Below are 22,881 nucleotides of genomic sequence, written 5' to 3' on the forward strand. Positions count from 1 at the left end.
TTTGCATGAATGTGCGGGTTATCACAAATGCGGAACGTGGCGGATGCCCGGCAAACCGGCCTTGACGTGGTAGTCGACCCCGGCGTGGCGGGCGTCTCGCGGAAGTTTCGCGTTCGTTTGCCTTGCGCGAAGTCGATCGTTTCAAACACGGTTTCAAACGCAATCGATCGCGTGTATGAAGCCGAGGGTAGCAGGGCCGTGAGTGGTCGCCCGCCAAACTCCAGGCGAGGACGGTGCTCAGACGTTTCGCATCTGCGGGAGGCCATGCGTCAGGGTAATCCAGCCCTCGCCGTGGAAGCCCGGCCGGTGTGCGTGAGCGCCTGCAGGTTTGGCGGACGGCGGGTATGCTGCTGCTTTTCGTGAATCAACGGAGGGCAGGCATGACGGAAATCGCGGTGGTCGCAATCTCGGTGGCAAAACCGGGCTATGAGGAGCAACTGCGCGAAGCGCTCGAAGGCATCGTCGGGCCGACACGTAAAGAGCAGGGTGCGCTTCAATACGATCTGCATCGTGACGTGCAGGAGCCGCGCCGGTTCGTGTTTGTCGAGCGTTGGGAAAGCCAGGAAGCGCTGGCGGCGCACGCCAGGTCCGCGCACATTGCGGCTTATAAGAAAGCCGTGGCGGATTGGGTCGAACACGCAGAAATTCGCGTGGTGTCGAAGATCGCGTAAGCGTTTAAACGGCGAATTTCAAGGGCCAGGCGAAATTCATGGGCCGAACAACGGCGAGCGAGCGGTCAGGCCGGATCCGGCCCGTGCGGCGCTCGCCGTTTATCTTTAGTGCGTGGCTTGCGGGACGTCGAGGATCAGGATGATGGTCCAGTCGGCATCGCCATCATGGTGATACTGGCGTTCCGCGACGATGAACGGTTGCTGCTTGCCGTCCGGGCCAAGAAACAGCACGTCGCCTTCCATCGGCAGGCACTCGACGGGCGGCAGCGCGAGGAACGCTTCCTGACCGCCGCGCGGCATCAGTTTTTCGATTTTGCGAGATGCTGCTTCCGTCCATTCGATATCTAGCTGAATGTTGCTCATGCTGTCCTCCGCACCAAGGTGCGCACAGGTTAGGGGGATTCCGGCGAGCGCCGGTCGGTGCGCGACTTTAGCATAACGTCGGCCGGGCGCAGCGGGCCTGCAGCAAGTTCATCAGATAGCAAAAAAGCCGAAACCGGCGGTGCCGGCTTCGGCTTTTCACCTTCGCGGCGAGGCCGTGGGTGATGTTGTCAACTGCAACTGTCGACTGCGCTTACGAACTGGCGGCGTCGGCCTTGGGGGCCTTCTTATGATGGTGATGCGGAGCCATCTTGTGATGTTTCTCCGACATGGCCGGCGCGCTTTCCATTGCTTGCTGGCGGTTTTGCAAATCTTGCGCGCGTTGCTCGACGTCGGCGGCCTTGGCCGGATCGGTGCTCATCATGACGCCGTTGTCCTGCGCATAGGCCGCGCCCGTTACGGCACTGAGGGAAACCAGGATCGCCAGGGACACTTTCTTCATTGTTACCTCCGCAGAGTGGTTGTGGATCCGAGTAATTGCCTGTCCAATCGGAAAGACAATGCATTCTAGCCAGCAATATCCGCTCCAGCGGACGTTTTGTAACGGCATTGACAATTAGTTACATCTTGTTACGTTCGATCCACAGTCGTCGTGAATAACGATCCCGCATCAGGCTCGATGAAACGGTGCCGGTACAAAGAAAATATTCGCATCTCTAAATAAATTGTCTCGTCACGCTGTCTGAAATTCAGAACCATCCGATTGCACGATAGACATGAAACTGTGCGATTCCAATCAGCTCGTGCAGCGCAATCTCCGCGTTCACCAGATTGTCATAGCGTGGCAGTACACCGAGAGATGCGTGCCGCGCGCTCGAGATCAACGGCTGCGGTGCAAGGCCGAAACGATGGAAGTCGAGCAATGCGCGCGGCATCTGATACGCGGAGGTGACGAGTACCAGGGAATCGTAACGTGACCGGTCGAGAATAGCCGATACGTTGCGGGCGTTTTCGTAAGTCGTGCGGCTGCTGTTTTCCAGCACGATGTCCACACGCGGCACCTGTTTGCGCAACAGGTAGGGCAGATAGGTGTCCGCTTCGGTTGCGCTATGCCGCTGCGGGTTGCCACCGCTCACGATCACCTGACATGTTGCTGCCGTACGCTTGCAGGCCGCATAGTTTTCCGCGCTGACCGCTATGCGCGCGAGCACGTCACGCGGTGGCACGAGCACGTCGTCGTCATCGTAGATGGTGCCTCCACCGAGCATGATGATCGCGGTGCGTGACGCGAAGCTGACGGGCGTATCGGTCTGCCGATGCGGCTGTGCAAATTCCAGTAATGGCGCAGTGAGCCAGCCGGCGGCGAGCAGCCAGAACAGGGCGATCGTGCCGATGGCCAGGGGCCAGCGGGCCCGCTTCCATAGCACGATTGCTGCAAAAAAAAGCGCTAATAAAGTGAATAGAATCAATTTAAATGCGGTAACGTATGACTTTCGGGACAAATCTATGGGCTTGCTATCGCGCCGCAGCGGTTGCATCGTCGGCCCGTAGACAGAACGCTAACATGCCGTTCAGACGGGGGTTCCGAAAACGAGACCAGGCAGCACCTGGCGGAATCGACATGCATGTCATGCAGCGAGCTTCCAGCCAAGGGCGGGTGCCATGCGCGTCACTGGTGGCGCGGTGACGTGTTGGGCATAGATGTGTCATAGCTGCACTTTAAGAAAGAAGTGAGATGACCACGTATTCCAACGAAGCGGTACTTGAAGCGCTGCGGCGGGCGCAATATCGCCAGGTCCCATGGGCCAGACGGCCGGGTGTATTCCAATATCTTCGTGCGCTCGGCCTGATGGACACCGTTCGGCAGCGCACGGTCGCACCGGCTCCCGGCTTTCATGCGCCTGTCGACATCGCCGTGCTCACCGAGCGGGGCAGAGCCGAGTTTGCAAGGCTCGAGCACGACGAACGCCTGTTGAACTGGCCCGCACAGCGAATGAACGACTACGTCGTCGCGACACCTGAAACGCGGCCCACAGCCGCTCTCGAAGCCCGATCTTAGGGGCGGCGGGCAGCGTGGCGCTGTTTTTTCCGGCCGCTTTACGCGGCTGGTGGTGGTTTTATCGCTCCGCCTCCCGCTCTGTTCGCGGCTCCCGCTTTCTCCCCGTTTGTCCCGCTTATTGTCTCGTTGGCGCGCCTGGGTACCGTGCGCGCCGCCCATCCCGTCGATGCAAAAAAAAGCCCGTATCGCGAGGATACGGGCATACCGGAATTACTACTGCCACGCTGTGCTAATGGCGTTAAATCAGACTGGCGTGCCGCCGGGTGGTTCCCCCGATCGTCAATTCGCCATGCAGCGCGTTGTCCCGCACTCGCTGTCCCGCACCGTTACCGCCTGACGCGGAAACAAACTGATAACGAGCGGATAACAGACGGCGAATAACGTCGAATAACGGCGACGCTCCCGACACATATGATTTAACCCGCGCTCAACTAACCGCTGGCGCGCCGGTGCGCATCTAGCGGCGGCGTGGAATATCTTCGCGCGGCGGTTCCGGCCGCGGACGTACATTGCTTGCGATATCGCCGCGCAAGTCGCCACGGGGCGCGGGCGGCGTGAAGTCGCGGCTGCGTGCTCCGTTTTGCTGCAAGGCTTCCACGCTGGCCGTGTGGTCCGGCCGCCAGTTCCAACCTTGTGGGCGCTGCTGTGCGAGCGCCGGTGCGGCCATTGATGAAACGACAATGCCGCACAGAAGCAGTGACATTGGTTTCATGCTGAGCTCCCGTCAAGCCGATCGACTCAAGGCCTGTTTGCATACACACAAGGTATGCCGAGTAGCGAAAGCACGCTGTAAGTAATGGTAAATGGATGTTTCACATGCAACCATCCAGCCGCTTCAGATAGCTGGAGCGGCTGGGTAGGGAGTCGGCAAAACGGGGAGGGACAACTGCGGTGGGCGCGCCGAGGAGCGGTGCCCATGCAGGTGGCGCGGGCGTCGATACACGGCGCACGGCGGCCCAGATACACGCCGGGCGCCCGCAGGCGCCCGGAGGCAAAACAATTCGCGTCAGGCCATCTTGACCGGAGCGCGCCACGATTCCGGATTGGTCCAGAATGCGCCACGCAAGCGGTCGCGGCTCGGCGGTGCCGGCGGTTTCGCCGCCGTTGCGCCAATCCGGCCGCGCAACGAAATTTCACGGCCGCTCGTGCCGAGTCGCTTAACTATTTCGGCGAGCGTACCATCGGCTTGCCATTCGTCGAAGCGACGGCGGCAAGTCGGCGGCGACGGATAGCGGCCCGGCAGCTTGGACCAGCCTTCACCCGTTGACAGCACCCAAAGCACGGCGTTGACAACCGCGCGTGCTTCCACGCGTGGCCGACCGCGCCGTTCACTCCGTGCTGGCTCCGCACAGAACAACGCCTCGACCAGCGCCCACTCGTTGTCTCTCAAATCGTCGAACAGCATCATGTTTCACCTCAGCGAAGCTAACTCCGGTGCGCTGCCCCGCGCCGCGCACTCTCCATGCACTCGATAGGCGAGTGCCAAGGGGGGTCGGGCTTGCCACGGTCTGCTATTCAGTCAGAAGTCATGGCGCCGACCCTGTGTGCATGTAAATGCAGGAAGTGTGCCAAGTTGAGTCCGACTACCTGAAAGCCCTGTGACAGCGGGCCAGCGCGGGCGCTAGCTAGGGGCGTATAAGAATCCAAAAAACCCATCTCGCAAATCGGGACAATCACCAATCTTGTGCAATCAGGCCCGGCCAGCGTGCGTTTGCGCCTTATTGCTGCATTGCAGCGATAGCATTAAATGCGGTTGTGGTGCGTTATTTCGCTCTACAATATGCATCAAATTGGGTTATTGATGAGGTTGGTAAATGAATGTGACGCTGCGCCAGCTAAGGGTTTTCATTGAGGTGGCCCGTTTGCAGAGCTTCAGCCGGGCCGGCGATGAGATCGGTTTGACTCAATCGGCGGTTAGCCGCTGCGTCCGCGAGCTGGAAGGGGAAATCGGTCTGAAATTGATCGATCGCACCACGCGCGAGGTGCAACTCACGGATGTCGGCGGCAATCTGGTATCGAGCGTGTCACGTCTGCTGACGGATCTGGACGACGCGTTGCGCGAGATCCGCGAAATCGGCGAGCAGCGCCGCGGACGCGTGGTGGTGGCCGCGAGCCCGACCGTCGCCTGCCGGTTGATGCCCGGCGTGGTGGCGGCGTGCGGACGCCAGTTCCCCTATATCACCTTGGGGTTGCGCGACGACGTGCAAAGCGACGTGGTGCGCAAGGTGAAGTCGGGCGAAGTCGATTTCGGCGTGATCATCGGCCCGTTTTCTGCTGACGACCTGCTCAGCGAATCGCTGATGACGGATTCGTTCTGTGTCGTTTCCCGCGACGACCACCCGCTGGCGGCGCAGAGGCAGGTCGCATGGACGGATCTCGACGGCCAGCAGCTCGTCATGCTCGATTACGCGTCAGGCAGCCGACCGATTATCGACGCCGTGATGCAGGAGCATGGGGTGAACGCCACCGTGGTGCAGGAATTGGGGCATTCCGCGACCGTTTTTGGGCTGGTCGAAGCGGGCGTGGGCGTGAGCGTGCTGCCCTGGCTGGCGTTGCCGCTGCCGGCCGGCGCCTCGCTGGTGGCGCGGCCGCTCGTGCCGCGCGCCGAGCGCACGGTCGAACTGGTGCGGCGGCGCGACCGTTCGCTGTCGCCGGCGGCGGAGGCGGTATGGGGTCTGATTCGTCAATTGCCGGCGCGGGCGGAGGATTTGAACTGATGACTCTCACTCAGACATGCGCCGTTGGCCCGGTGAGATCGGGTCCGTTGCGATGGATAAAGCGGTCCTTGCCTCGGGCTTCGTCCGTTAATCGGCTCGCTGGTGCGGCCGGCTTTCCGGGCGTGCCTCGCGAGTCAGTGACTTCGCCGTCCCCGAAAGAGGCGCCGCGCTAAACTGGCGGCTCTTTCAAGCGCCAGCTTTTACCCGTCACCCATATGGAAGCCTCGATGAGCGAATCGGATCGCCCTGTGCCCTTCATCCCCAATGCACGCGATGCCGTGCGCGCGCTACGTCCTTCGCAGATCCGTGAAGTTGCGAATGCCGGTTTCGGCGTCGCCGACGTGCTGCCGTTCTGGTTCGGCGAGTCCGACCGGGTGACCCCGGCCTTCATCCGCGACGCCGCCAGCGCCGCCCTGGCCGCCGGCGCCACCTTCTATACGCATAACCTCGGCATTGCGCCGCTGCGCGCGGCGCTCGCGGGCTACGTCGGCGAGTTGCACGGGGCGACGTCGCCCGATCACATCGCGGTGACGAGCGCGGGTGTCAACGCGCTGATGCTGGCCGCGCAACTGGTGGTGGGCGCCGGTGACCGCGTTGTCGCGGTCACGCCGCTGTGGCCGAATCTGGTCGAGATTCCCAAGATTCTGGGCGCGCAGGTGGAAACGGTTGCGTTGGGCTACGGCGAACGCGGATGGCAGCTCGATCTCGAGCAGTTGCTGGCCGCGCTGACGCCGGACACGAAGATGCTGCTGATCAATTCGCCGAATAATCCGACCGGTTGGGTGATGAGCCGCGACGAGCAGCGCGCGGTGCTGGCGCATTGCCGTCGCCACGGCATCTGGATCGTTGCCGATGAAGTCTACGAGCGTCTTTATTATGCAGACGATGCCGATGCCGGCGCGAGAGGCGCGCATTCGCGCACGGCGCCGTCGTTTCTCGACCTGGCCACGCGCGACGAGCGCGTGATCTGCGTGAATTCGTTTTCCAAAGCATGGCTGATGACCGGCTGGCGGCTCGGCTGGATCGTCGCACCGGCCTCGTTGATGGACGATCTGGGCAAGCTGGTCGAATACAACACGTCGTGCGCGCCGGCTTTCGTCCAGCAGGCGGGCATCGCCGCCGTCCAGCAGGGCGAGCGTTTTACGCAGGCGCTGGTGCTCGACCTGAAGGCGTCGCGCGACCATCTGGTGCAAGCGCTGTCCGCAGTGCCGGGAGTCGACGTGAAGGCGCCGGCAGGGGCGATGTACCTGTTTTTCTCGATGCCGGGCGCGTCGCGCAGCCTCGAGCTATGCAAGGCGATGGTGCGGGACGTCGGCCTGGGCGTGGCGCCCGGCAGCGCGTTCGGCCAGGAAGGCGAGGGCTTCGTGCGCTGGTGTTATGCCTGCGACACGGCGCGGCTCGACGCGGGTGTCGAGCGACTGAAGCGATTTCTGGCGCAACACGGCGCGCGTTGAGCCGTGGCGGAATGGGCAGGTCGCCCGGTTTATGGATCGATTTCGGGTCCGTTCCGGTCCGATTCCTGTTCATTTTCGCCAGCTTTCCCTTTTAAACGGGCGAGTTGAGGCGTAACTAAAAAATGCGCCGGGGATTTCGTCTTTACGCACTGGTTGTTTTTGCGTAATATGGCGCTCAGTCACGCGATTCCTTTCAGGAATATCGCTGCTCCGTCCGGCTGGGTTTGGCTCGATTGCCTGTTTCGCCTCCCCCCGGTGCGTGCTCCCATCAATATGACCGATCAGAATCGGGCGAGCGCGTCTTCAGTTCCACATCGTCTGTTTGATCCGGTTCTTTGACCACAGGGTCTGACCTAGCTGCATGAATACCCAAGAGGCGAAGATCGTCCTCGAGACTGCCTTGATCTGCGCGCAGGAGCCGTTAAAGCTCGGCGACTTACGCAAGCTCTTTGCCGACGGCGTGTCGGCAGACACTGTTCGGAATTTGCTCGAAGACCTCAAGCAGGATTGGTCTGGGCGCGGTGTGGAGCTGGTCGGGCTGGCTTCGGGCTGGCGATTTCAAAGCAAGCCCGCGATGCGTTCGTACCTGGATCGTTTGCATCCTGAGAAGCCGCCGAAATATTCGCGCGCGGTACTCGAGACGCTCGCGATCATTGCGTACAGGCAGCCGGTCACGCGTGGCGATATCGAAGAGATTCGCGGCGTTACGGTGAACACGCAGGTCGTCAAGCAACTGGAGGATCGCGGCTGGATCGAGGTGATCGGTCATCGTGATGTGCCAGGCCGTCCGGCGCTTTACGCGACCACCCGGCAATTTCTCGACGACCTCGGTCTGAAGGCGCTCGACGAATTGCCGCCGCTGGCCGATCCGTCGGCGCAGCTGAACGCGGATCTGCTCGGTCAGCATGCGATCGAGTTTTCAGAGGCCGAGGCAGCACAGGCACTGACTTCGGGCGAAGACGGCGTGCCCGAAACGCTGGCGGATTCCACTGCGGGCGAGGCAGCCGTTGAAGCGAATGAGCTTGCCGGCGAGACGGACGAGGCAGGGCACCGCGCTGCGGATGTGGCGCCGGCACCTGAGTCGCATCCGGATGCTGCTGCAGCCCCGGCTGGGCAAGAAGATGCCGAAGAAGTGACAAGCGTTGAACCGCAGGCCGGCGCCGCCGAGCCCGCACTGAATCACGATCCGGCCTCCCTGGCCGATCCTGCAACACCCGCGCACGACTCGGGCGTGCTCCGCGATACGGAGCATGCCGCCGAGCCGAACCCGACCACCGCGGCGCACAGCGATCCTGAGGATCGTCGCGATGCCGCGCAGGACGATGGCATTCTGACCGACGACGAACCCGAGTCGCGCAGCGCCTGACGTAACCGAACTATTTTTGCCGTGCCCGCAATGGGCACGCGCGACCTGACATTTTGAGGTTGTTTTGACACATACCCACGACACCGATTCGTCCGAATCCGAGCGCGCCGTGCCGTCGGCGCGCGCCGACGAAGCGCGCACCACGCAAGCGTCGGCAGGCGAAGGCGAGCGCCCGGCCCAGGCCGCGGAAGCAGACGGCGAAGACCGTCCGCGCCGCGGTCTGCGTCGCGGACCGCGCAGCCTGATTGCGCGGCGCCGCGCCGGAGCGAAGACGAAGGGCGCCGAAGGCGCGCCCGCGCAAGGAGCGCCGGTTGTCACCGAAGCCCCGCCGGACGGCGAGGTGGTCGCGCAGGTGCGGATGCCGCGCAAGGATGCAGGCGCCAAGGGCCAAGGTCCGCGCCGCAATGCCGGCGGCGCGAAGCGCGAGGGTGGTCAACGTGAAGGTGCGTCCCGTGAAGGGCAACGCGAAGGCGGCCCGCGTGAGCGTCAGCCGCGCGAAGGCGGTCAACGTCAGAATCGCCGCGGTGGCGAAGCGCTGGCCGCGGCCGCAATCGAGTCGAGCCCGGATGATCTGTTCTCATACGTGACGTCGCCCGCATTCGATGCGGACAACAGCGCCACCGGCGGCGTGCGCGCCCCGATGCTGCGCCGTGGCAAGCCGGCCGCGCCCAAGCGCGTCCTGGCCGCGGACGACGACGCGCCGAAGCTGCATAAAGTGCTGGCCGAGGCAGGCATGGGTTCGCGCCGCGACATGGAAGAGCTGATCGTCGCCGGCCGGGTGTCGGTGAATGGCGAGCCGGCGCATATCGGCCAGCGCATCATGCCGACCGACCAGGTCCGCATCAACGGCAAGCCGGTCAAGCGCAAGCTGGCCAGCAAGCCGCCGCGCGTGCTGCTGTATCACAAACCGACCGGCGAAATCGTCAGCCACGCCGATCCGGAAGGCCGCCCGTCGGTGTTCGACAAGCTGCCGCCCATGAAGACCGCCAAGTGGCTCGCGGTCGGCCGCCTCGACTTCAACACCGAAGGTCTGCTGATGCTGACCACCTCGGGCGATCTGGCCAACCGTTTCATGCATCCGCGTTACAGCGTCGAGCGTGAATATGCGGTGCGCGTGGTCGGTGAGCTGGCCGAAGGCATGCGTCAGAAGCTGTTGCACGGCGTCGAACTGGAAGACGGCCCGGCGAATTTCCTGCGCATCCGTGATGGCGGCGGCGAGGGCACCAATCATTGGTATCACGTCGCGCTCGCCGAAGGGCGGAATCGCGAAGTGCGCCGTATGTTCGAAGCAGCCGGCCTGATGGTCAGCCGTCTGATTCGCACGCGTCATGGCCCGATCTCGCTGCCGAAGGGGCTGAAGCGCGGACGCTGGGAAGAACTCGAAGATAACCAGGTGCGCGCGCTGATGGCGTCGGTCGGCCTGAAGGCGCCGTCGGAAGAAAAGGGTGGTCGCAGAGAGGCGCCGGAGCGCAAGCAGCCGGATCCGATGCAAACGTCGATGGGCTTCATTAGCCGTGAGCCGGTATTGATGTCGCATGGCCGCTTCGACCAGCAGTCGCCGCGCGGTCAAGGCCGCCGCGGCGCGGCGGGTGGCGGCTTCGGTGGTGGCGCGGGCGGTGGTTTTGGCGGCGCTGGCGGCTACGGTAACCGCGGCGCCGGCCGTAGCGCGGGTGGCTTTGGCGGCCCGATGAGCGGCGGTGGTGGCACGGGCGGCCCGCGTGGCGGCCGTGGTGATGTCGATGGCAATCGGGCGCCGTCGGGCAATGGTAATCGTGCGGCTGGCGGCGGTAAGCGCGCGGGTGGTGCTGGTGGCAATCCGGGCGGCGGTAGCCGCGGGCCGGGCGGCAATCGCGGTGGTAACGCCAACCGCGCCGGCGGCGGCAACGCCAACCCGGGCGGCGCGAATCGTGGCGGCGGCGCGCCGCGCGGTCGCTCGCGTGGCCGTTAAACAACCATCGGCATAAGCATGACGGTTGGCCGCTGATCGTTCTTTAGCGATTGACGCCTTATTACCGTCGGAATCGATCGACGAGCGCCGCGCGTTTCAAATTACGCATAAAACCGCGGCGTGCGCATAAGTGGGGGCAGATTTTCCTGGCCCCGCTTGTCCGGCGTGGGGGCGAGGCGCTGCAGGGCGCCTTGCAAAAGGCCCGGAGCGCCGCCATATCGTTGAAAGATTCCCATGAAATCAAGCTGAAATGCGCTTTGCGCGGCGGTTTGCGGTTTGCGTTTGTCCCGAAAAATGGCTACAATCGCGGAGTCGCTGGGCGTGCGGCTTTTCATGTGCGGCTCAGGTGCGACCACCGGTAATAAGATGATGGGCGTTTAGCCCATTTTTTTTTGCCGCTCAGTTCTAGTGGTTCGGCATCTCGGGTAGCACGAACGTGCGCCAGCTTGGCGCGCGGCCCGCATTGGTGTTTGCAGACAAACCCGGCAGGTCTCGCCGCGCGAACATCTTAGAGGGCACTGTGCAACTGACGGAACTGATTGAAACCACGGTCGTGGGACTCGGCTACGAGCTCGTCGATCTCGAGCGCACCGGGCGCGGCATGTTGTGCATTTATATCGACCAGCCGGCCGGCATTGCGATCGAAGATTGCGAGAAAGTCACGCGTCAGCTCCAGCACGTTCTGACGGTCGAAAATATCGAATACGAGCGGCTTGAAGTGTCGTCGCCGGGGCTCGACCGCCCGCTGAAAAAACTGGCGGATTTTGAACGCTTCGCAGGCAGCGAAGCGGTAATCACATTGAAAAAGCCATTGGACGGACGGAAATCGTACCGGGGCATCCTGCATGCTCCGCAAGGCGAGACGATCGGTCTGGAATTTGAAGGGAAGGAAGGCGCCGCGATGCTCGATTTCACCGTCGCGGATATCGATAAGGCACGCCTCGTTCCGAAAGTTGACTTTAGGAGCCGCAAACAATGAGTCGCGAAGTGTTGATGCTGGTGGATGCGCTGGCACGCGAGAAGAACGTCGATAAAGACGTGGTATTTGCCGCGCTCGAGGCGGCCCTCGCTTCGGCCTCCAAGAAACTCTTCGAAGAAGATGCGGATATCCGCGTCCAGATCGACCGTGAAAGCGGCGAGCACGAAACGTTTCGCCGCTGGAAGGTGGTGCCGGACGAGGCCGGTCTGCAAGAGCCGGATCAGGAAATCCTGCTGTTCGAAGCACGTGAACAGAAGCCGGAAATCCAGCTCGACGAATACATCGAAGAACCGGTGCCGTCGATCGAATTCGGCCGTATCGGCGCGCAGGCTGCCAAGCAGGTGATTCTGCAGAAGGTGCGCGACGCGGAACGCGAGCAGATCCTGAACGATTTCCTCGAGCGCGGTGAGCACATCATGACCGGCTCGGTGAAGCGCCTGGATAAGGGCAACTTCATCGTCGAAACCGGCCGTGTCGAAGCGCTGCTGCGCCGCGATCAGCTGATTCCGAAGGAAAACCTGCGCGTGGGCGATCGCGTGCGCGCTTATATCGCCAAGGTCGATCGCACCGCTCGCGGTCCGCAGATCGAACTGTCGCGTACGGCGCCCGAATTCCTGATGAAGCTGTTCGAAATGGAAGTGCCGGAAATCGAACAGGGCCTGCTGGAAATCAAGGCGGCGGCTCGCGATCCGGGCGTGCGCGCCAAGATCGGCGTGGTCGCTTATGACAAGCGCATCGATCCGATCGGCACCTGCGTCGGTATCCGCGGTTCGCGCGTACAGGCCGTGCGCAACGAGCTCGGTGGCGAAAACGTCGACATCGTGCTATGGTCGGAAGATCCCGCACAGTTTGTGATCGGCGCGCTCGCGCCGGCAGCCGTCCAGTCGATCGTCGTCGATGAAGAAAAGCATTCGATGGACGTCGTCGTAGACGAAAACGAACTGGCGGTCGCGATCGGCCGCAGCGGCCAGAACGTGCGTCTTGCCAGCGAACTCACCGGCTGGCAGATCAACATCATGACGCCGGACGAATCTGCGCAAAAGCAGAATCAGGAACGCGGTGTACTGCGCGACCTGTTCATGGCGCGTCTCGATGTCGACGAAGAAGTCGCCGACATCCTGATCGACGAAGGCTTTACGAGCCTCGAAGAGATCGCTTATGTGCCGCTCAACGAGATGCTCGAGATCGAAGCATTCGACGAAGACACCGTTCACGAACTGCGTAATCGCTCGCGCGATGCGTTGCTGACGTTGGCGATCGCGAATGAAGAAAAGGTCGAGAATGTTGCACTCGACCTGAAGAGCCTGGACGGCATGGACGCCGACCTGCTCGCCAAGCTTGCCGAACATCAGATCCAGACGCGCGACGAGCTCGCCGAGCTGGCTGTGGATGAACTGGTCGAGATGACCGGAATGGAAGAGGATGCCGCTAAGGCGTTGATCATGAAAGCACGTGAACATTGGTTCCAGTGAGAAATGACCATGGCGCACTAAATTGAACGCGGCCGTTAGGCCGCATGACAAGATGCTAACCGCAAGGAATCGGTCCTTGCATTAAGAGGAATGAATGGCGAGTAACAACGTAGCCCAATTTGCCGCGGAACTGAAAATGCCTGCAGGCGTGCTCCTTGAGCAGCTTCAGGCAGCAGGCGTCACTAAAGCGAGCGAAGACGACAGCTTGTCCGAAACGGACAAGGCGCGTCTGCTCGACCACTTGCGCAAGTCTCACGGCTCGACTGATGCGGACAAGCGCAAGATCACGCTGACGAAACGGCATACGTCGGAGATCAAGCAATCCGACGCGACGGGCAAAGCTCGCACCATTCAGGTCGAGGTGCGCAAGAAGCGCACTTTCGTCCGCCGCGACGAATCTGCCGCTGAAGGCGGCGATGCATCGAATCATGTGGCCGAGGCCGACGTCGACGATCTCGAACTCCAACGCCGTGAAGAGGAAGCTCGTCACGAAGCCGAGCTGCTCGAAAAGCAGGCTCAGGAGTTGAAGGCGCGTCAGGAGCAGCTCGAGCGCGAAGAAGCCGAACGTCAGGCGCGTGAGCAGGCTGCTGAAGCCGAGCGCCGCCGTGCGGAAGAAGAAGCGGCGAAGAAGCGCGCGGCGGCTGCGGCCGAAGCGGCGGCTCGCGAACAGGCTCAAGCTGCACAGCCGGTGCAGGCTGCCAAGGCGGCGAAGGCTGAACCGGTGGCGGCCAAGGCTGCGGAACCGGCGGTTGCCAAAGAAAGCGAGCAGGACGACGAGCGTGCTGCGGCAGAACGCGCGGCACAACGCGAAGCAGCGAAGAAAGCGGAAGACGCAGCGCGTCAGGCCGCCGAGAAAACGCGCGCCGAGCAGGAAGAAGTCAGCAAGCGCCGTGCAAAGGCAGAAGCCGAAGCACGTGCGATTCGCGAAATGATGAACACGCCGCGCAAGGCGCAGGTCAAGGCGCCGGAACCGGCACCGAAGCCCGCTGAGCCGGCCAAGGCCGTGGAAGCCAAGGGTACGCTGCACAAGCCGGCACGTCCGGCGGGTGAAGTGCCGGCGCGTCCGGCAGTCAAGAAGCCGGCGGCCGCGGCTCCGGCTGCAACGACCACGCCGTCGGCTGGCGACAAGAAGAAGCCGGGCGGTGGCAAGGGCGGCTGGCAGGACGACGCAGCGAAGCGCCGCGGTATCAAGACGCGTGGCGATACGAGCGGCGGTGTGGATCGCGGCTGGCGCGGCGGCCCGAAGGGTCGCGGCAAGCATCAGGATCAGAACACCACGTTCCAGGCACCGACCGAACCGATCGTGCGTGAAGTGCACGTGCCGGAAACCATCACGGTTGCCGATCTGGCGCACAAGATGGCGGTGAAGGCCTCGGAAGTCATCAAGTCGATGATGAAGCTCGGCCAGATGGTCACGATCAACCAGATGCTGGACCAGGAAACGGCGATGATCATCGTCGAGGAACTGGGCCACCACGCGGTTGCGGCCAAGCTGGACGATCCGGAAGCCATGCTGGTCGAAGGCGAAATCACGGACGCAGAAGCACTGCCGCGTCCGCCGGTCGTTACGGTCATGGGTCACGTCGACCACGGCAAGACCTCGCTGCTCGACTACATCCGCCGCGCCAAGGTTGCAGCGGGTGAAGCGGGCGGGATTACGCAGCACATCGGCGCTTATCACGTCGAAACGCCGCGCGGCGTCATCACGTTCCTCGATACGCCGGGCCACGAAGCATTTACGGCCATGCGTGCTCGCGGTGCGAAGGCAACCGACATCGTGATTCTGGTGGTCGCAGCCGACGACGGCGTGATGCCGCAAACGAAGGAAGCGATTGCCCACGCAAAGGCAGGCGGCGTGCCGCTCGTCGTCGCGATCAACAAGATCGACAAGCCGGATGCGAATCCGGACCGCGTGAAGCAGGAACTCGTCGCGGAAGGCGTCGTGCCGGAAGAATACGGTGGCGATTCGCCGTTCGTGTCGGTGTCGGCGAAAACCGGCGCGGGTATCGACGAACTGCTGGAAAACGTGCTGCTGCAAGCCGAAGTGCTGGAACTGAAGGCACCGGTCGAAGCGCCGGCCAAGGGTCTCGTTATTGAAGCGAAGCTCGATAAGGGTAAGGGTCCGGTCGCAACGATCCTGGTCCAGTCGGGTACGCTGAACCGCGGCGACGTGGTGCTGGCAGGTAGCGCTTACGGTCGCGTGCGAGCCATGCTCGACGAAACCGGCAAGCCGACCAAGTCGGCAGGCCCGTCGATCCCGGTTGAGATTCAAGGTCTGTCGGAAGTGCCGCAAGCAGGCGAAGAAGTCATCGTCATGCCGGACGACCGCAAGGCGCGCGAAGTTGCGCTGTTCCGCCAAGGCAAGTTCCGCGACGTCAAGCTGGCCAAGCAACAGGCCGCGAAGCTCGAGAACATGCTGGAGCAGATGGGCGAAGGCGAAGTGGCGTACATGCCGCTTATCGTCAAGGCCGACGTGCAGGGTTCGCAGGAAGCTTTGGTGCAGTCGCTGCTCAAACTGTCGACCGACGAAGTGCGTGTGCAGATCGTGCACGGCGCCGTGGGCGGCATCAGCGAGTCGGACGTCAACCTGGCTACGGCGTCGAAGGCGGTCATCATCGGCTTCAACACCCGTGCGGATGCACAGGCGCGCAAGCTGGCGGAAACCAACGGCGTCGATATTCGCTACTACAACATCATCTATGACGCAGTAGATGAAGTGAAGGCTGCGATGTCGGGCATGCTGGCACCGGAGAAGCGCGAAATCGTGACGGGTACCGTCGAAGTGCGCCAGGTCTTCAAGGTACCGAAGATCGGTGCAGTGGCCGGTTGTATGGTCACGGACGGTTTCGTCAAGCGCTCGTCGTCGGTGCGCGTGCTGCGCAACAACGTCGTCATCTTCACGGGCGAGCTCGATTCGCTCAAGCGCTTCAAGGACGACGTCAAGGAAGTCCGTCAGGGCTTCGAGTGCGGTATGTCGATCAAGAACTTCAACGATATCGTCGAAGGCGATCAGTTCGAAGTCTTCGAGGTTACCGAAGTCGCGCGGACGCTGTAATTCACGCGGCATTGGCTCAACGGGCGGAGCGGGCTTAAACGCCCGCTCCGCCCGTTGGTTTTTGGGCCTAGCATTTTCGTCGCGTAGTGCGCGCCGCGGCGGTTGGCAGTCGCTATCAAGCCGCTCATTGCCGTAGAGGTATGAACCGCCACCGCCCGCCCGCGCGAACAACTTTTTTGCATCCGTCAGAACGGATCACACCATTACCATGCCTAAAAAACGTTCTTCTCCCAATCGCAACGTGCAGATCGCCGATCAGATCCAGCGCGATCTGTCCGAGTTGCTGCGCGAGGTCAAAGATCCGCGCATCGGCCTCGTCACGATTCAAAGCGTCGAGCTGACGCCCGACTACGCGCACGCGAAGGTCTACTTCACGACGCTGACCGGCGACCCGCAACAGACGCTCGAAGCGCTCACGCACGCGGCCGGCCATCTGCACAATCAGCTGTTCAAGCGCTTGCACATTCATACCGTGCCGACGCTGCATTTTCACTATGATCAGACGATCGAACGGGCCGTCGAAATGTCCCGCCTGATCGACGAGGCGAACGCCAATCGCGCGAAAGAAGACTGAGCGCGCGGGTTGAACGTTGTTATCCGCGCTCCGGGCTGCACTGTTTCAGTTGCAATGCCTGAGCTGCAGTTCATCTAGCGCTGTTTCCGACCACTTCGAAGACCCTGTCTTTCTGACATGACCGCACCTCAACGCCCCCGCGTGCCGCGTCGCGCGCTCGACGGCGTGCTGCTGCTCGACAAGCCGCTCGGCCTGTCGAGCAACGACGCGCTGATTCGCGCGAAACGTCTCTACCTGGCTAAAAAGGCCGGCCACACCGGCACGCTCGATCCACTCGCCACGGGTCTTTTGCCGCTGTGTTTCGGCGAAGCGACCAAGTTTTCGCAAGACCTGCTCGAAGCCGACAAGACCTACGAGGCGACCATGCGCCTTGGTATCCGCACGGCCACCGGCGACGCCGAAGGCGAAGCAATCGATACGCGCGACGTGACGTGCGATCAGGCTGCAGTCCAGGCGGCGATGCAGAACTTTCTCGGCGACATCGTTCAGGTCCCTCCAATGTATTCGGCGCTCAAGCGCGACGGCAAGCCGCTGTACGAATACGCGCGCGCGGGCCAGACGGTCGAACGGGAAGGGCGTCAGGTGACGATTCACGCGCTTGAAATGCTTGCCTGTGCGCTGCCCGACGTGACATTTCGTGTGACGTGCAGCAAAGGCACGTATGTGCGCACGCTCGCCGAGGATATCGGCGAGGCGCTGGGTTGTGGTGCGCATCTGGTTGCGCTGCGGCGTACCGGCGTCGGCGCGTTGACGCTCGAGAATTCGGTGACGCTCGACGCGTTGTCCGATGCGACGGAGAGCGAGCGCGATACGTGGCTGCAGCCGGTCGATGCATTGCTGTCCACTTTCCCGCTCGTCACGCTGGACGAGGACGCGACCCGTCGCTTCCTGCATGGGCAGAGGCTCAAGCTTTCCGAGTTGACCATCACTGCCGAGGCGGTGAATGCGCTGCGCGTGCGCGTGTATGCCGCGGACGGGCGTCTGCTTGGCGTGGCGAGGCAAGGCGAGGGTGTGCTGGCGCCGGAACGGCTGGTAGTAACGGCTGCGAGCTAGCCACTGAAGTTCAGTGTTGTCACCGCAGTCACGGCAGCAAGGTAGGCCGAAGATCGGCAACGTCACCGCGACAGTCGATTCCGGCTACAAGCAAGCTGTAGCATCATCCGCCTCACAACAACGGATCGAGCTTAGACATCGGCAGCAACAAAAAAGGCGGGACCGCTCTTGAGCGGTCCCGCCTTTTTTTACATCCACCTACAGCCACGCTTCGTGGACCGAAGCTAAAGCCTCAATGCGCTGCCGCAGCCGCCGCACCCGCATCACCGCCGGCGCGTTCCGGCTTTGCCATCCAGATCAGCGCGATCAGCGCGACAAAGATCCCCGCCGAGATAAAGAAGAGATCGTTCACGCCCAACTGCGCGGCCTGCTGCGTAGCCATCGAATTGAACAGACCATACGCCTGCGGCTGACTAAAGCCCGCCGCCCCCATCTGCCGGATCGACTGATCGAAAACCGGGTTGTACGCGCTCGCCTGCTCGGCCAGTTGCGCATGATGCATGATGGTGCGGTGATCCCATGCCGTCTGGAAAATCGACGTGCCAATACCGCCGCACATGATTCGCACGAAATTCGATAGACCCGATGCAGCCGGAATCCGGTTGCCCGGCAAACCCGACAGCGTGATCGACACCAGCGGGATGAAGAACCCGGCCATGCCGATCCCCTGAATCAACGTGGGTAGCAGCAGCGAATACGTATCGACGCCGGTCGTATAACGCGAGCGCATCCAGAAACAGAGCGCGAACACGAGGAACGACAAGGTCGCGATATAGCGCGGATCGGTGCGTGGCAACACCTTGCCGGTGATCGGCGAGAGCAGCACGGCGAACAGGCCGACCGGCGCCATCACGAGACCCGCTTCGGTGGCGGTGTAGCCGATATCGGTTTGCAGCCACAACGGTAACAACACGAGGTTGCCGAAGTAGAGCCCGTAACCGATCGACAACGCAATCGTGCCGCTCGTGAAATTGCGCCGGCTAAAGAGCGATAGATCGACCACCGGATGCTCGGCCGTCAATTCCCACACGATAAAGAACGCGAGCGAAATCACCGCGACCAGCGCCAGCACCACGATGGTGGTCGACGAAAACCAGTCGAGGTCCTTGCCCTTATCGAGCATCACCTGCAACGAGCCGACCCAGAGAATCAGCAAACCGAGACCGACGCCGTCGATCGGTGCCTTTTTGACGACCGAATCGCGATTGCGGAAGATCGTCCACGTCGCGATGGCGGCGATCGCACCGACCGGGATGTTGACGTAGAAAATCCACGGCCACGAGATGTTGTCCGAGATCCAGCCACCGAGAATCGGCCCGGCCACCGGCGCGATCAGCGTGGTCATCGCCCACATCGACAAAGCCATCGGCGCCTTGGCGCGTGGATAACTCGCGAGCAGCAGCGTTTGCGACAGCGGAATCATCGGGCCGGCCACGGCGCCTTGCAGCACGCGCGAAGCCAGCAGGAACGGCAGGGTGGGCGCGAGGCCGCACATCCACGACGAAATCACGAACAGAATGATCGACGCCATGAACAGGCGCACCTGGCCGATACGGTCGGTGAGCCAGCCGGTCAGCGGCACGGAAATCGCATTCGCGACCGCGAACGACGTGATGACCCACGTGCCCTGGTCGGACGACACACCGAGGTCGCCCGAAATGGACGGGATCGACACGTTCGCAATCGACGTGTCGAGCACGTTCATGAACACGGCGAGCGACACCGCGATGGTGCCGATTACCAGTTGCGCGCCCTCGAGCGGCGGATGAGGGACTTGCGCCTGAGCCTGAGCCATTAATCAGAAAGCCTTATATGAATCGTCGCGCCGCTTACATCAGCTTCGCGGCGGCCTTGGCCGTGCTGCCGGCTTGAGCCGACTTCTGCGAGCCGCCGTTCGGACCTGCGTTTTCCGAGATGATGCGAGCAATTTCAGCGTCAGCTTCGTCGCCGTACTTGTCGAACACGTTGGTCTGATAGACCGTGTTCGGCGCCTGGCCGAGCTGACCACCCTGGTCGTCCTTGATGCTCACGTCGGCTTGCATCGACAGGCCGATACGCAACGGATGCTTTTCAAGTTCCTGCGGGTCGAGCGCAATCCGTACCGGCAGACGTTGAACCACCTTGATCCAGTTGCCGGTTGCATTTTGCGCGGGCAGCAGCGAGAACGCCGAACCCGTACCCGCCGAGAAGCCGACCACCTTGCCGTGGTACACCACCGACGAACCGTACACGTCAGCCGTCAATTCGACCGGCTGGCCGATACGCATGTGCTTCAGCTGCACTTCCTTGAAGTTCGCATCGACCCACACGCCGCCCAGCGGCACGATGGCCATCAGCGGGGTGCCCGGCGAGACGCGCTGGCCGACCTGCACCGAGCGCTTCGCGACGTAGCCCGTGACCGGCGCCGGCAGGTTGTTACGCGCGTTGTTCAGGTACGCGTCGCGGACCTTCGCGGCGGCGGCCTGCACGTTCGGGTGATTCGCGATCGTGGTGTTGGCGGTCAGCGCGCGGTTCGATGCCAGTTGTTGTTCGGCGGCGTCGACAGAGGCTTGCGCGCTCTTCACGGCATCGCGTGCGTGCGAGATTTCTTCCGCCGACACGGCGCCGGTTTGCGCGACCGTCAGGCGGCGCTTCAGGTCGTCCTGGGCGCGCGACAGATCGGACTGACGCTGCGCAACTTGCGCCTGGTACTGGTTGTCGTCGGCGAACAGGCCGCGGACCTGACGCACCGTCTGCGCAAGATTCGCTTCGGCCTGTTCGAGCGCGACGCGCGCGTCGGCCGGATCGAGCACGACGAGCGGGTCGCCGGCCTTCACCGTTTGCGTGTCGTCCGCGTTCACGGCGACGACCGTGCCGGTGACTTGCGGCGTGATCTGCACGACGTTGCCGTTCACATAGGCGTCGTCCGTGTCTTCATGGAAGCGTGCGTCGAGGAAGTAGTAAAGGCCGTAGGCGACCGCGGCGATCAGGATCACGATGACGAGCAGCGTCATCATGCGCTTGCGTTTGCCGTTGTTCGCCGGTTGTGCGGGGGCCGCGGGCTGCTGGGGGGTGCTCATTGATGTGCTCCGGTTTCTCTCAGACGTCGTCGTTTATTCGGATGTTCGTGCGGGTGTGGTTCGCGTCGATGTGGCTTCAGTTTGCAGCGGCGGTCGCGGCGGTGGCCGATGCCGGGGCATCGGCCGGCACCACGAGGCCGGTCTGCGTTGCGTCGAAACCGCCGCCGAGCGCCTTGATGAGGCCGATCTGCAGATCGCGGCGGCGCATCTTGAGGCCCGTTACCGTCTGTTCGGCGCTAAGGCGGTTCTGGTCGGCGGTCAACACCTGCAACTGCGGCGACAAGCCGGCCTTGTAGCGGATCACCGCCAGCTGATAGGCCTTGGTCGACGCGTCGAGCGCGCGCTGGGCGTCGCCCGATTGCTGGTCGATCGAACGGATCGACGACACTTGCGTCGCGACGTCGGACAGCGCGTTGATCAGCGTCTGGTTGTAGTTCGCCACATCGAGGTCGAAGTCTGCGTAGCGGCCCTTCAACTGCGAGCGCAGCGCACCGGCGTCGAAGATCGGCAGGTGAATTGCCGGGCCGAGTTGCATCTGACGGCTGCTCGACTTAAGGAAACGGCCCCAGCCGAACGCATCGAAACCAAAACCGGCGGCGAGGTTGATGTCCGGGAAGAATTCCGCTTTCGCTTCTTTCACGTCATGCATCGCGGCTTCCACCTGCCAGCGTGCAGCCACGATATCCGCGCGGCGCGCCACCAGGTCGGCCGGCAGATTGTCCGGCAGCGCTACCGTGTTGCCGGTGGTCAGAACCGGCTTGGCGATCTGCAGGCCGCGATCCGGGCCTTTGCCGAGCAGCGCGCCCAACTGATAGCGCGCCACGGTGATCTGACCGTCGAGATCGGTCAGGTTCGACTGGCTGGTCGCGATGTTGCCGTTCGCGGTTTCCCGTTCGACGTTGGTGTCGAGTCCGGCGCTGACGCGGCCGTTGGTGATGCGGCTGATGTCCTGGCGGTTGGTGATTTCACGCGCGGCGATGTCGCGGAACGCATACAACTGCGCAAGCTGGTTATACGTGCTCGCGACGGAGGCGGCGAGCGTCACGCGCGCCTGCTGCATGTCGGCTTCGGCAGCCTTTTCCTGCGACACGGCCTGGCCCAGACGCTGGCGGTTCTTGCCCCACAGGTCCAGATCCCACGACGCGCTCGCCAGCACGTTGTTCTCGCTATACCAGGTGCCGCCGTACGGAGGCGGGTAGAGCGCGTTTCCCGAGAACAGCTCGCGGGTCCACGAGTAGCTGCCGTTGACCTTCGGGTACAGCGCCGAACGCGAGCTCTCGATGTACGACGAAGCCTTGGCGAGACGCGCCTGGGCCTGCGCGATCGAGGGGCTGCCTTCCAGCGCTTCCGCGATCAGCTTCGACAGTTGGGGGTCGCCGAACTGGTTGGCCCAGTCGACCGACGGCCATTGGCCGCCCTGGCCGGACAGACTCTGGGTGGACTCGTACTGAGCCGGCGACGCGATCTGCTTGTCGCTCTTCATGCCGAAGTAGTTCGCGCACCCCGTGAGGGCGAGCGCCGTCACCGCGGCGGCGACAGCGGCCCGGCTCGAAAGCGCGGGCGCGGACAGGGAAAGGGATTTCATCGCTCGACTCTTTGAGTGGAATGTAATGATGGACACTGCAAGCAATTTATTACGATTTACTGTCAAAATTGCTTGTTGCATCACGGGTTAATCCCGTTTGTTCACCGGAATTGACGAGTACACGGCGCAGCATGCTCTTCAGAAAACCGACTTCCTCGGGGGTAAAACCGCCCAGCAGGTTGTCCAGCACGCCGTTGAAAATAGCGGGCATTTTTGCCGCGATCGCATGACCTTCCGGTGTCAGCGCGAGCCGTACGACCCGGCGGTCTTCGTTGCTGCGCACCCGCGTCAGCAGGCCGCGTTTCTCCAACCGGTCGACCAGACGCGTGACGGCGCTTGCGTCGATGCCGTATTCACGCGCCAGTTCGGCCGCCAGCAGGCATTTGCCGCTCGCCACCATGAACAGGATGCTGCCTTGCTGGCTGGTAATGCCCAGTTCAGCCATGCTGCGCTGGGTGACCAGGTTGGACAGGGTCGATTTCACCCGCGAAATCAGATAGCCGACGCTTTCGCCGAGCTGGTACTCGCTGAGATCCGGCGTGGGGGTAGAGGACGGCTCCGTCATGAT

20 protein-coding genes and 1 pseudogene are annotated in these 22,881 nt (G+C 62.6%); 11 read left to right on the forward strand and 10 right to left on the reverse strand.

Translation table 11 applies throughout. From position 1 onward, the window contains the following. Positions 1-380 precede the first annotated feature (380 nt). Positions 381-671 carry a putative quinol monooxygenase gene (locus ACOSV0_RS07200; protein ID WP_325046488.1) on the forward strand — a complete coding sequence of 97 codons (291 nt, stop codon included), beginning with the start codon at positions 381-383 and terminating at the stop codon, positions 669-671. A 105-nt stretch (positions 672-776) separates the two neighbouring features. On the opposite strand, the gene ACOSV0_RS07205 is transcribed toward ACOSV0_RS07200, so the two are convergent. The 3 genes from ACOSV0_RS07205 to ACOSV0_RS07215 all read right to left on the reverse strand — a co-directional run bounded on the left by ACOSV0_RS07205 (position 777) and on the right by ACOSV0_RS07215 (position 2,461). Next, positions 777-1,034, reverse strand: coding sequence for a hypothetical protein (locus ACOSV0_RS07205; RefSeq protein WP_007182306.1), 258 nt, complete (start codon positions 1,032-1,034; stop codon positions 777-779). 211 nt (positions 1,035-1,245) lie between these two features. Continuing rightward, complete coding sequence (locus tag ACOSV0_RS07210) at positions 1,246-1,494, reverse strand: hypothetical protein (protein ID WP_434109615.1); 249 nt, start codon at positions 1,492-1,494, stop codon at positions 1,246-1,248. Between the two features lie 247 nt (positions 1,495-1,741). Next, positions 1,742-2,461, reverse strand: a complete 720-nt coding sequence (locus ACOSV0_RS07215) for a YdcF family protein (protein WP_434109616.1) — start codon at positions 2,459-2,461, stop codon at positions 1,742-1,744. Positions 2,462-2,727: 266 nt separating this feature from the next. On the opposite strand from ACOSV0_RS07215, the gene ACOSV0_RS07220 reads away from it, so the two are divergent. Next, entirely contained in the window at positions 2,728-3,051 is a 324-nt protein-coding gene (locus ACOSV0_RS07220; protein ID WP_434109617.1) for a hypothetical protein, read from the forward strand. A 457-nt stretch (positions 3,052-3,508) separates the two neighbouring features. Here the strand turns inward: ACOSV0_RS07220 and ACOSV0_RS07225 are convergent, their stop codons facing one another. Both ACOSV0_RS07225 and ACOSV0_RS07230 read right to left on the reverse strand, forming a co-directional pair. Further along, a complete protein-coding gene (locus ACOSV0_RS07225) occupies positions 3,509-3,763 on the reverse strand; it encodes a hypothetical protein (RefSeq protein WP_434109618.1) in 255 nt (84 codons plus the stop codon). 297 nt (positions 3,764-4,060) lie between these two features. Further along, positions 4,061-4,456 (reverse strand): annotated as a pseudogene (locus tag ACOSV0_RS07230) (transposase); the annotation flags it as partial. A 409-nt stretch (positions 4,457-4,865) separates the two neighbouring features. On the opposite strand from ACOSV0_RS07230, the gene ACOSV0_RS07235 reads away from it, so the two are divergent. The 4 genes from ACOSV0_RS07235 to rluB all read left to right on the forward strand — a co-directional run bounded on the left by ACOSV0_RS07235 (position 4,866) and on the right by rluB (position 10,536). After that, on the forward strand, positions 4,866-5,768 hold the full coding sequence (locus ACOSV0_RS07235) for a LysR substrate-binding domain-containing protein (protein WP_434109619.1): 903 nt from the start codon (positions 4,866-4,868) through the stop codon (positions 5,766-5,768). Between the two features lie 227 nt (positions 5,769-5,995). After that, positions 5,996-7,222, forward strand: coding sequence for a pyridoxal phosphate-dependent aminotransferase (locus ACOSV0_RS07240; RefSeq protein ID WP_434109620.1), 1,227 nt, complete (start codon positions 5,996-5,998; stop codon positions 7,220-7,222). A 361-nt stretch (positions 7,223-7,583) separates the two neighbouring features. Beyond that, positions 7,584-8,588 carry an SMC-Scp complex subunit ScpB gene (scpB, locus tag ACOSV0_RS07245; RefSeq protein WP_434109621.1) on the forward strand — a complete coding sequence of 335 codons (1,005 nt, stop codon included), beginning with the start codon at positions 7,584-7,586 and terminating at the stop codon, positions 8,586-8,588. A gap of 64 nt (positions 8,589-8,652) precedes the next feature. Continuing rightward, positions 8,653-10,536, forward strand: a complete 1,884-nt coding sequence (gene rluB / locus ACOSV0_RS07250) for a 23S rRNA pseudouridine(2605) synthase RluB (RefSeq protein ID WP_434109622.1) — start codon at positions 8,653-8,655, stop codon at positions 10,534-10,536. A 101-nt stretch (positions 10,537-10,637) separates the two neighbouring features. Here the strand turns inward: rluB and ACOSV0_RS07255 are convergent, their stop codons facing one another. Then, positions 10,638-10,871 (reverse strand): hypothetical protein, encoded by a 234-nt coding sequence (locus tag ACOSV0_RS07255; protein WP_434109623.1) that lies wholly within the window; start codon positions 10,869-10,871, stop codon positions 10,638-10,640. A 185-nt stretch (positions 10,872-11,056) separates the two neighbouring features. Between ACOSV0_RS07255 and rimP the strand changes: the two genes are divergently transcribed. From rimP to truB, 5 genes are all read left to right on the forward strand, one after another. Then, positions 11,057-11,515, forward strand: coding sequence for a ribosome maturation factor RimP (gene rimP, locus ACOSV0_RS07260; RefSeq protein ID WP_434110194.1), 459 nt, complete (start codon positions 11,057-11,059; stop codon positions 11,513-11,515). Then, entirely contained in the window at positions 11,512-12,987 is a 1,476-nt protein-coding gene (nusA, locus tag ACOSV0_RS07265; RefSeq protein WP_115782614.1) for a transcription termination factor NusA, read from the forward strand. Before rimP ends, nusA begins: the two co-directional genes overlap by 4 nt. A gap of 94 nt (positions 12,988-13,081) precedes the next feature. Beyond that, a complete protein-coding gene (infB, locus tag ACOSV0_RS07270) occupies positions 13,082-16,042 on the forward strand; it encodes a translation initiation factor IF-2 (RefSeq protein ID WP_434109624.1) in 2,961 nt (986 codons plus the stop codon). Positions 16,043-16,250: 208 nt separating this feature from the next. Further along, complete coding sequence (rbfA, locus tag ACOSV0_RS07275) at positions 16,251-16,616, forward strand: 30S ribosome-binding factor RbfA (protein ID WP_115782616.1); 366 nt, start codon at positions 16,251-16,253, stop codon at positions 16,614-16,616. A 117-nt stretch (positions 16,617-16,733) separates the two neighbouring features. Continuing rightward, a complete protein-coding gene (gene truB, locus ACOSV0_RS07280) occupies positions 16,734-17,669 on the forward strand; it encodes a tRNA pseudouridine(55) synthase TruB (protein ID WP_434109625.1) in 936 nt (311 codons plus the stop codon). Positions 17,670-17,901: 232 nt separating this feature from the next. On the opposite strand, the gene ACOSV0_RS07285 is transcribed toward truB, so the two are convergent. From ACOSV0_RS07285 to ACOSV0_RS07300, 4 genes are all read right to left on the reverse strand, one after another. Continuing rightward, positions 17,902-19,464: a DHA2 family efflux MFS transporter permease subunit gene (locus ACOSV0_RS07285; protein ID WP_434109626.1), complete on the reverse strand. Its 1,563-nt coding sequence runs from the start codon at positions 19,462-19,464 to the stop codon at positions 17,902-17,904. Positions 19,465-19,498: 34 nt separating this feature from the next. Beyond that, positions 19,499-20,728, reverse strand: coding sequence for an EmrA/EmrK family multidrug efflux transporter periplasmic adaptor subunit (locus tag ACOSV0_RS07290; protein ID WP_434109627.1), 1,230 nt, complete (start codon positions 20,726-20,728; stop codon positions 19,499-19,501). Between the two features lie 76 nt (positions 20,729-20,804). Beyond that, on the reverse strand, positions 20,805-22,313 hold the full coding sequence (locus tag ACOSV0_RS07295) for an efflux transporter outer membrane subunit (RefSeq protein WP_434109628.1): 1,509 nt from the start codon (positions 22,311-22,313) through the stop codon (positions 20,805-20,807). Positions 22,314-22,362: 49 nt separating this feature from the next. After that, positions 22,363-22,878: a MarR family winged helix-turn-helix transcriptional regulator gene (locus ACOSV0_RS07300; protein ID WP_434109629.1), complete on the reverse strand. Its 516-nt coding sequence runs from the start codon at positions 22,876-22,878 to the stop codon at positions 22,363-22,365. Between the last annotated feature and the right edge of the window lie 3 nt (positions 22,879-22,881).

Source organism: Paraburkholderia caffeinilytica (assembly GCF_051027425.1).
GTDB classification, from domain to species: Bacteria; Pseudomonadota; Gammaproteobacteria; order Burkholderiales; family Burkholderiaceae; genus Paraburkholderia; species Paraburkholderia caffeinilytica_A.

What these genes read in the sequence shown, in the direction of transcription:
- nusA (WP_115782614.1), top strand. Translation starts at nt 11,512, where the DNA reads ATGAGTCGCGAAGTGTTGATGCTGGTGGATGCGCTGGCACGCGAGAAG.
- ACOSV0_RS07200 (WP_325046488.1), top strand. Translation starts at nt 381, where the DNA reads ATGACGGAAATCGCGGTGGTCGCAATCTCGGTGGCAAAACCGGGCTAT.
- ACOSV0_RS07240 (WP_434109620.1), top strand. Translation starts at nt 5,996, where the DNA reads ATGAGCGAATCGGATCGCCCTGTGCCCTTCATCCCCAATGCACGCGAT.
- ACOSV0_RS07295 (WP_434109628.1), bottom strand. Translation starts at nt 22,313, where the DNA reads ATGAAATCCCTTTCCCTGTCCGCGCCCGCGCTTTCGAGCCGGGCCGCT.
- ACOSV0_RS07290 (WP_434109627.1), bottom strand. Translation starts at nt 20,728, where the DNA reads ATGAGCACCCCCCAGCAGCCCGCGGCCCCCGCACAACCGGCGAACAAC.
- rbfA (WP_115782616.1), top strand. Translation starts at nt 16,251, where the DNA reads ATGCCTAAAAAACGTTCTTCTCCCAATCGCAACGTGCAGATCGCCGAT.
- ACOSV0_RS07225 (WP_434109618.1), bottom strand. Translation starts at nt 3,763, where the DNA reads ATGAAACCAATGTCACTGCTTCTGTGCGGCATTGTCGTTTCATCAATG.
- ACOSV0_RS07255 (WP_434109623.1), bottom strand. Translation starts at nt 10,871, where the DNA reads ATGAAAAGCCGCACGCCCAGCGACTCCGCGATTGTAGCCATTTTTCGG.
- ACOSV0_RS07300 (WP_434109629.1), bottom strand. Translation starts at nt 22,878, where the DNA reads ATGACGGAGCCGTCCTCTACCCCCACGCCGGATCTCAGCGAGTACCAG.
- truB (WP_434109625.1), top strand. Translation starts at nt 16,734, where the DNA reads ATGACCGCACCTCAACGCCCCCGCGTGCCGCGTCGCGCGCTCGACGGC.
- ACOSV0_RS07220 (WP_434109617.1), top strand. Translation starts at nt 2,728, where the DNA reads ATGACCACGTATTCCAACGAAGCGGTACTTGAAGCGCTGCGGCGGGCG.
- ACOSV0_RS07285 (WP_434109626.1), bottom strand. Translation starts at nt 19,464, where the DNA reads ATGGCTCAGGCTCAGGCGCAAGTCCCTCATCCGCCGCTCGAGGGCGCG.
- ACOSV0_RS07235 (WP_434109619.1), top strand. Translation starts at nt 4,866, where the DNA reads ATGAATGTGACGCTGCGCCAGCTAAGGGTTTTCATTGAGGTGGCCCGT.
- infB (WP_434109624.1), top strand. Translation starts at nt 13,082, where the DNA reads ATGGCGAGTAACAACGTAGCCCAATTTGCCGCGGAACTGAAAATGCCT.
- scpB (WP_434109621.1), top strand. Translation starts at nt 7,584, where the DNA reads ATGAATACCCAAGAGGCGAAGATCGTCCTCGAGACTGCCTTGATCTGC.
- ACOSV0_RS07210 (WP_434109615.1), bottom strand. Translation starts at nt 1,494, where the DNA reads ATGAAGAAAGTGTCCCTGGCGATCCTGGTTTCCCTCAGTGCCGTAACG.
- ACOSV0_RS07205 (WP_007182306.1), bottom strand. Translation starts at nt 1,034, where the DNA reads ATGAGCAACATTCAGCTAGATATCGAATGGACGGAAGCAGCATCTCGC.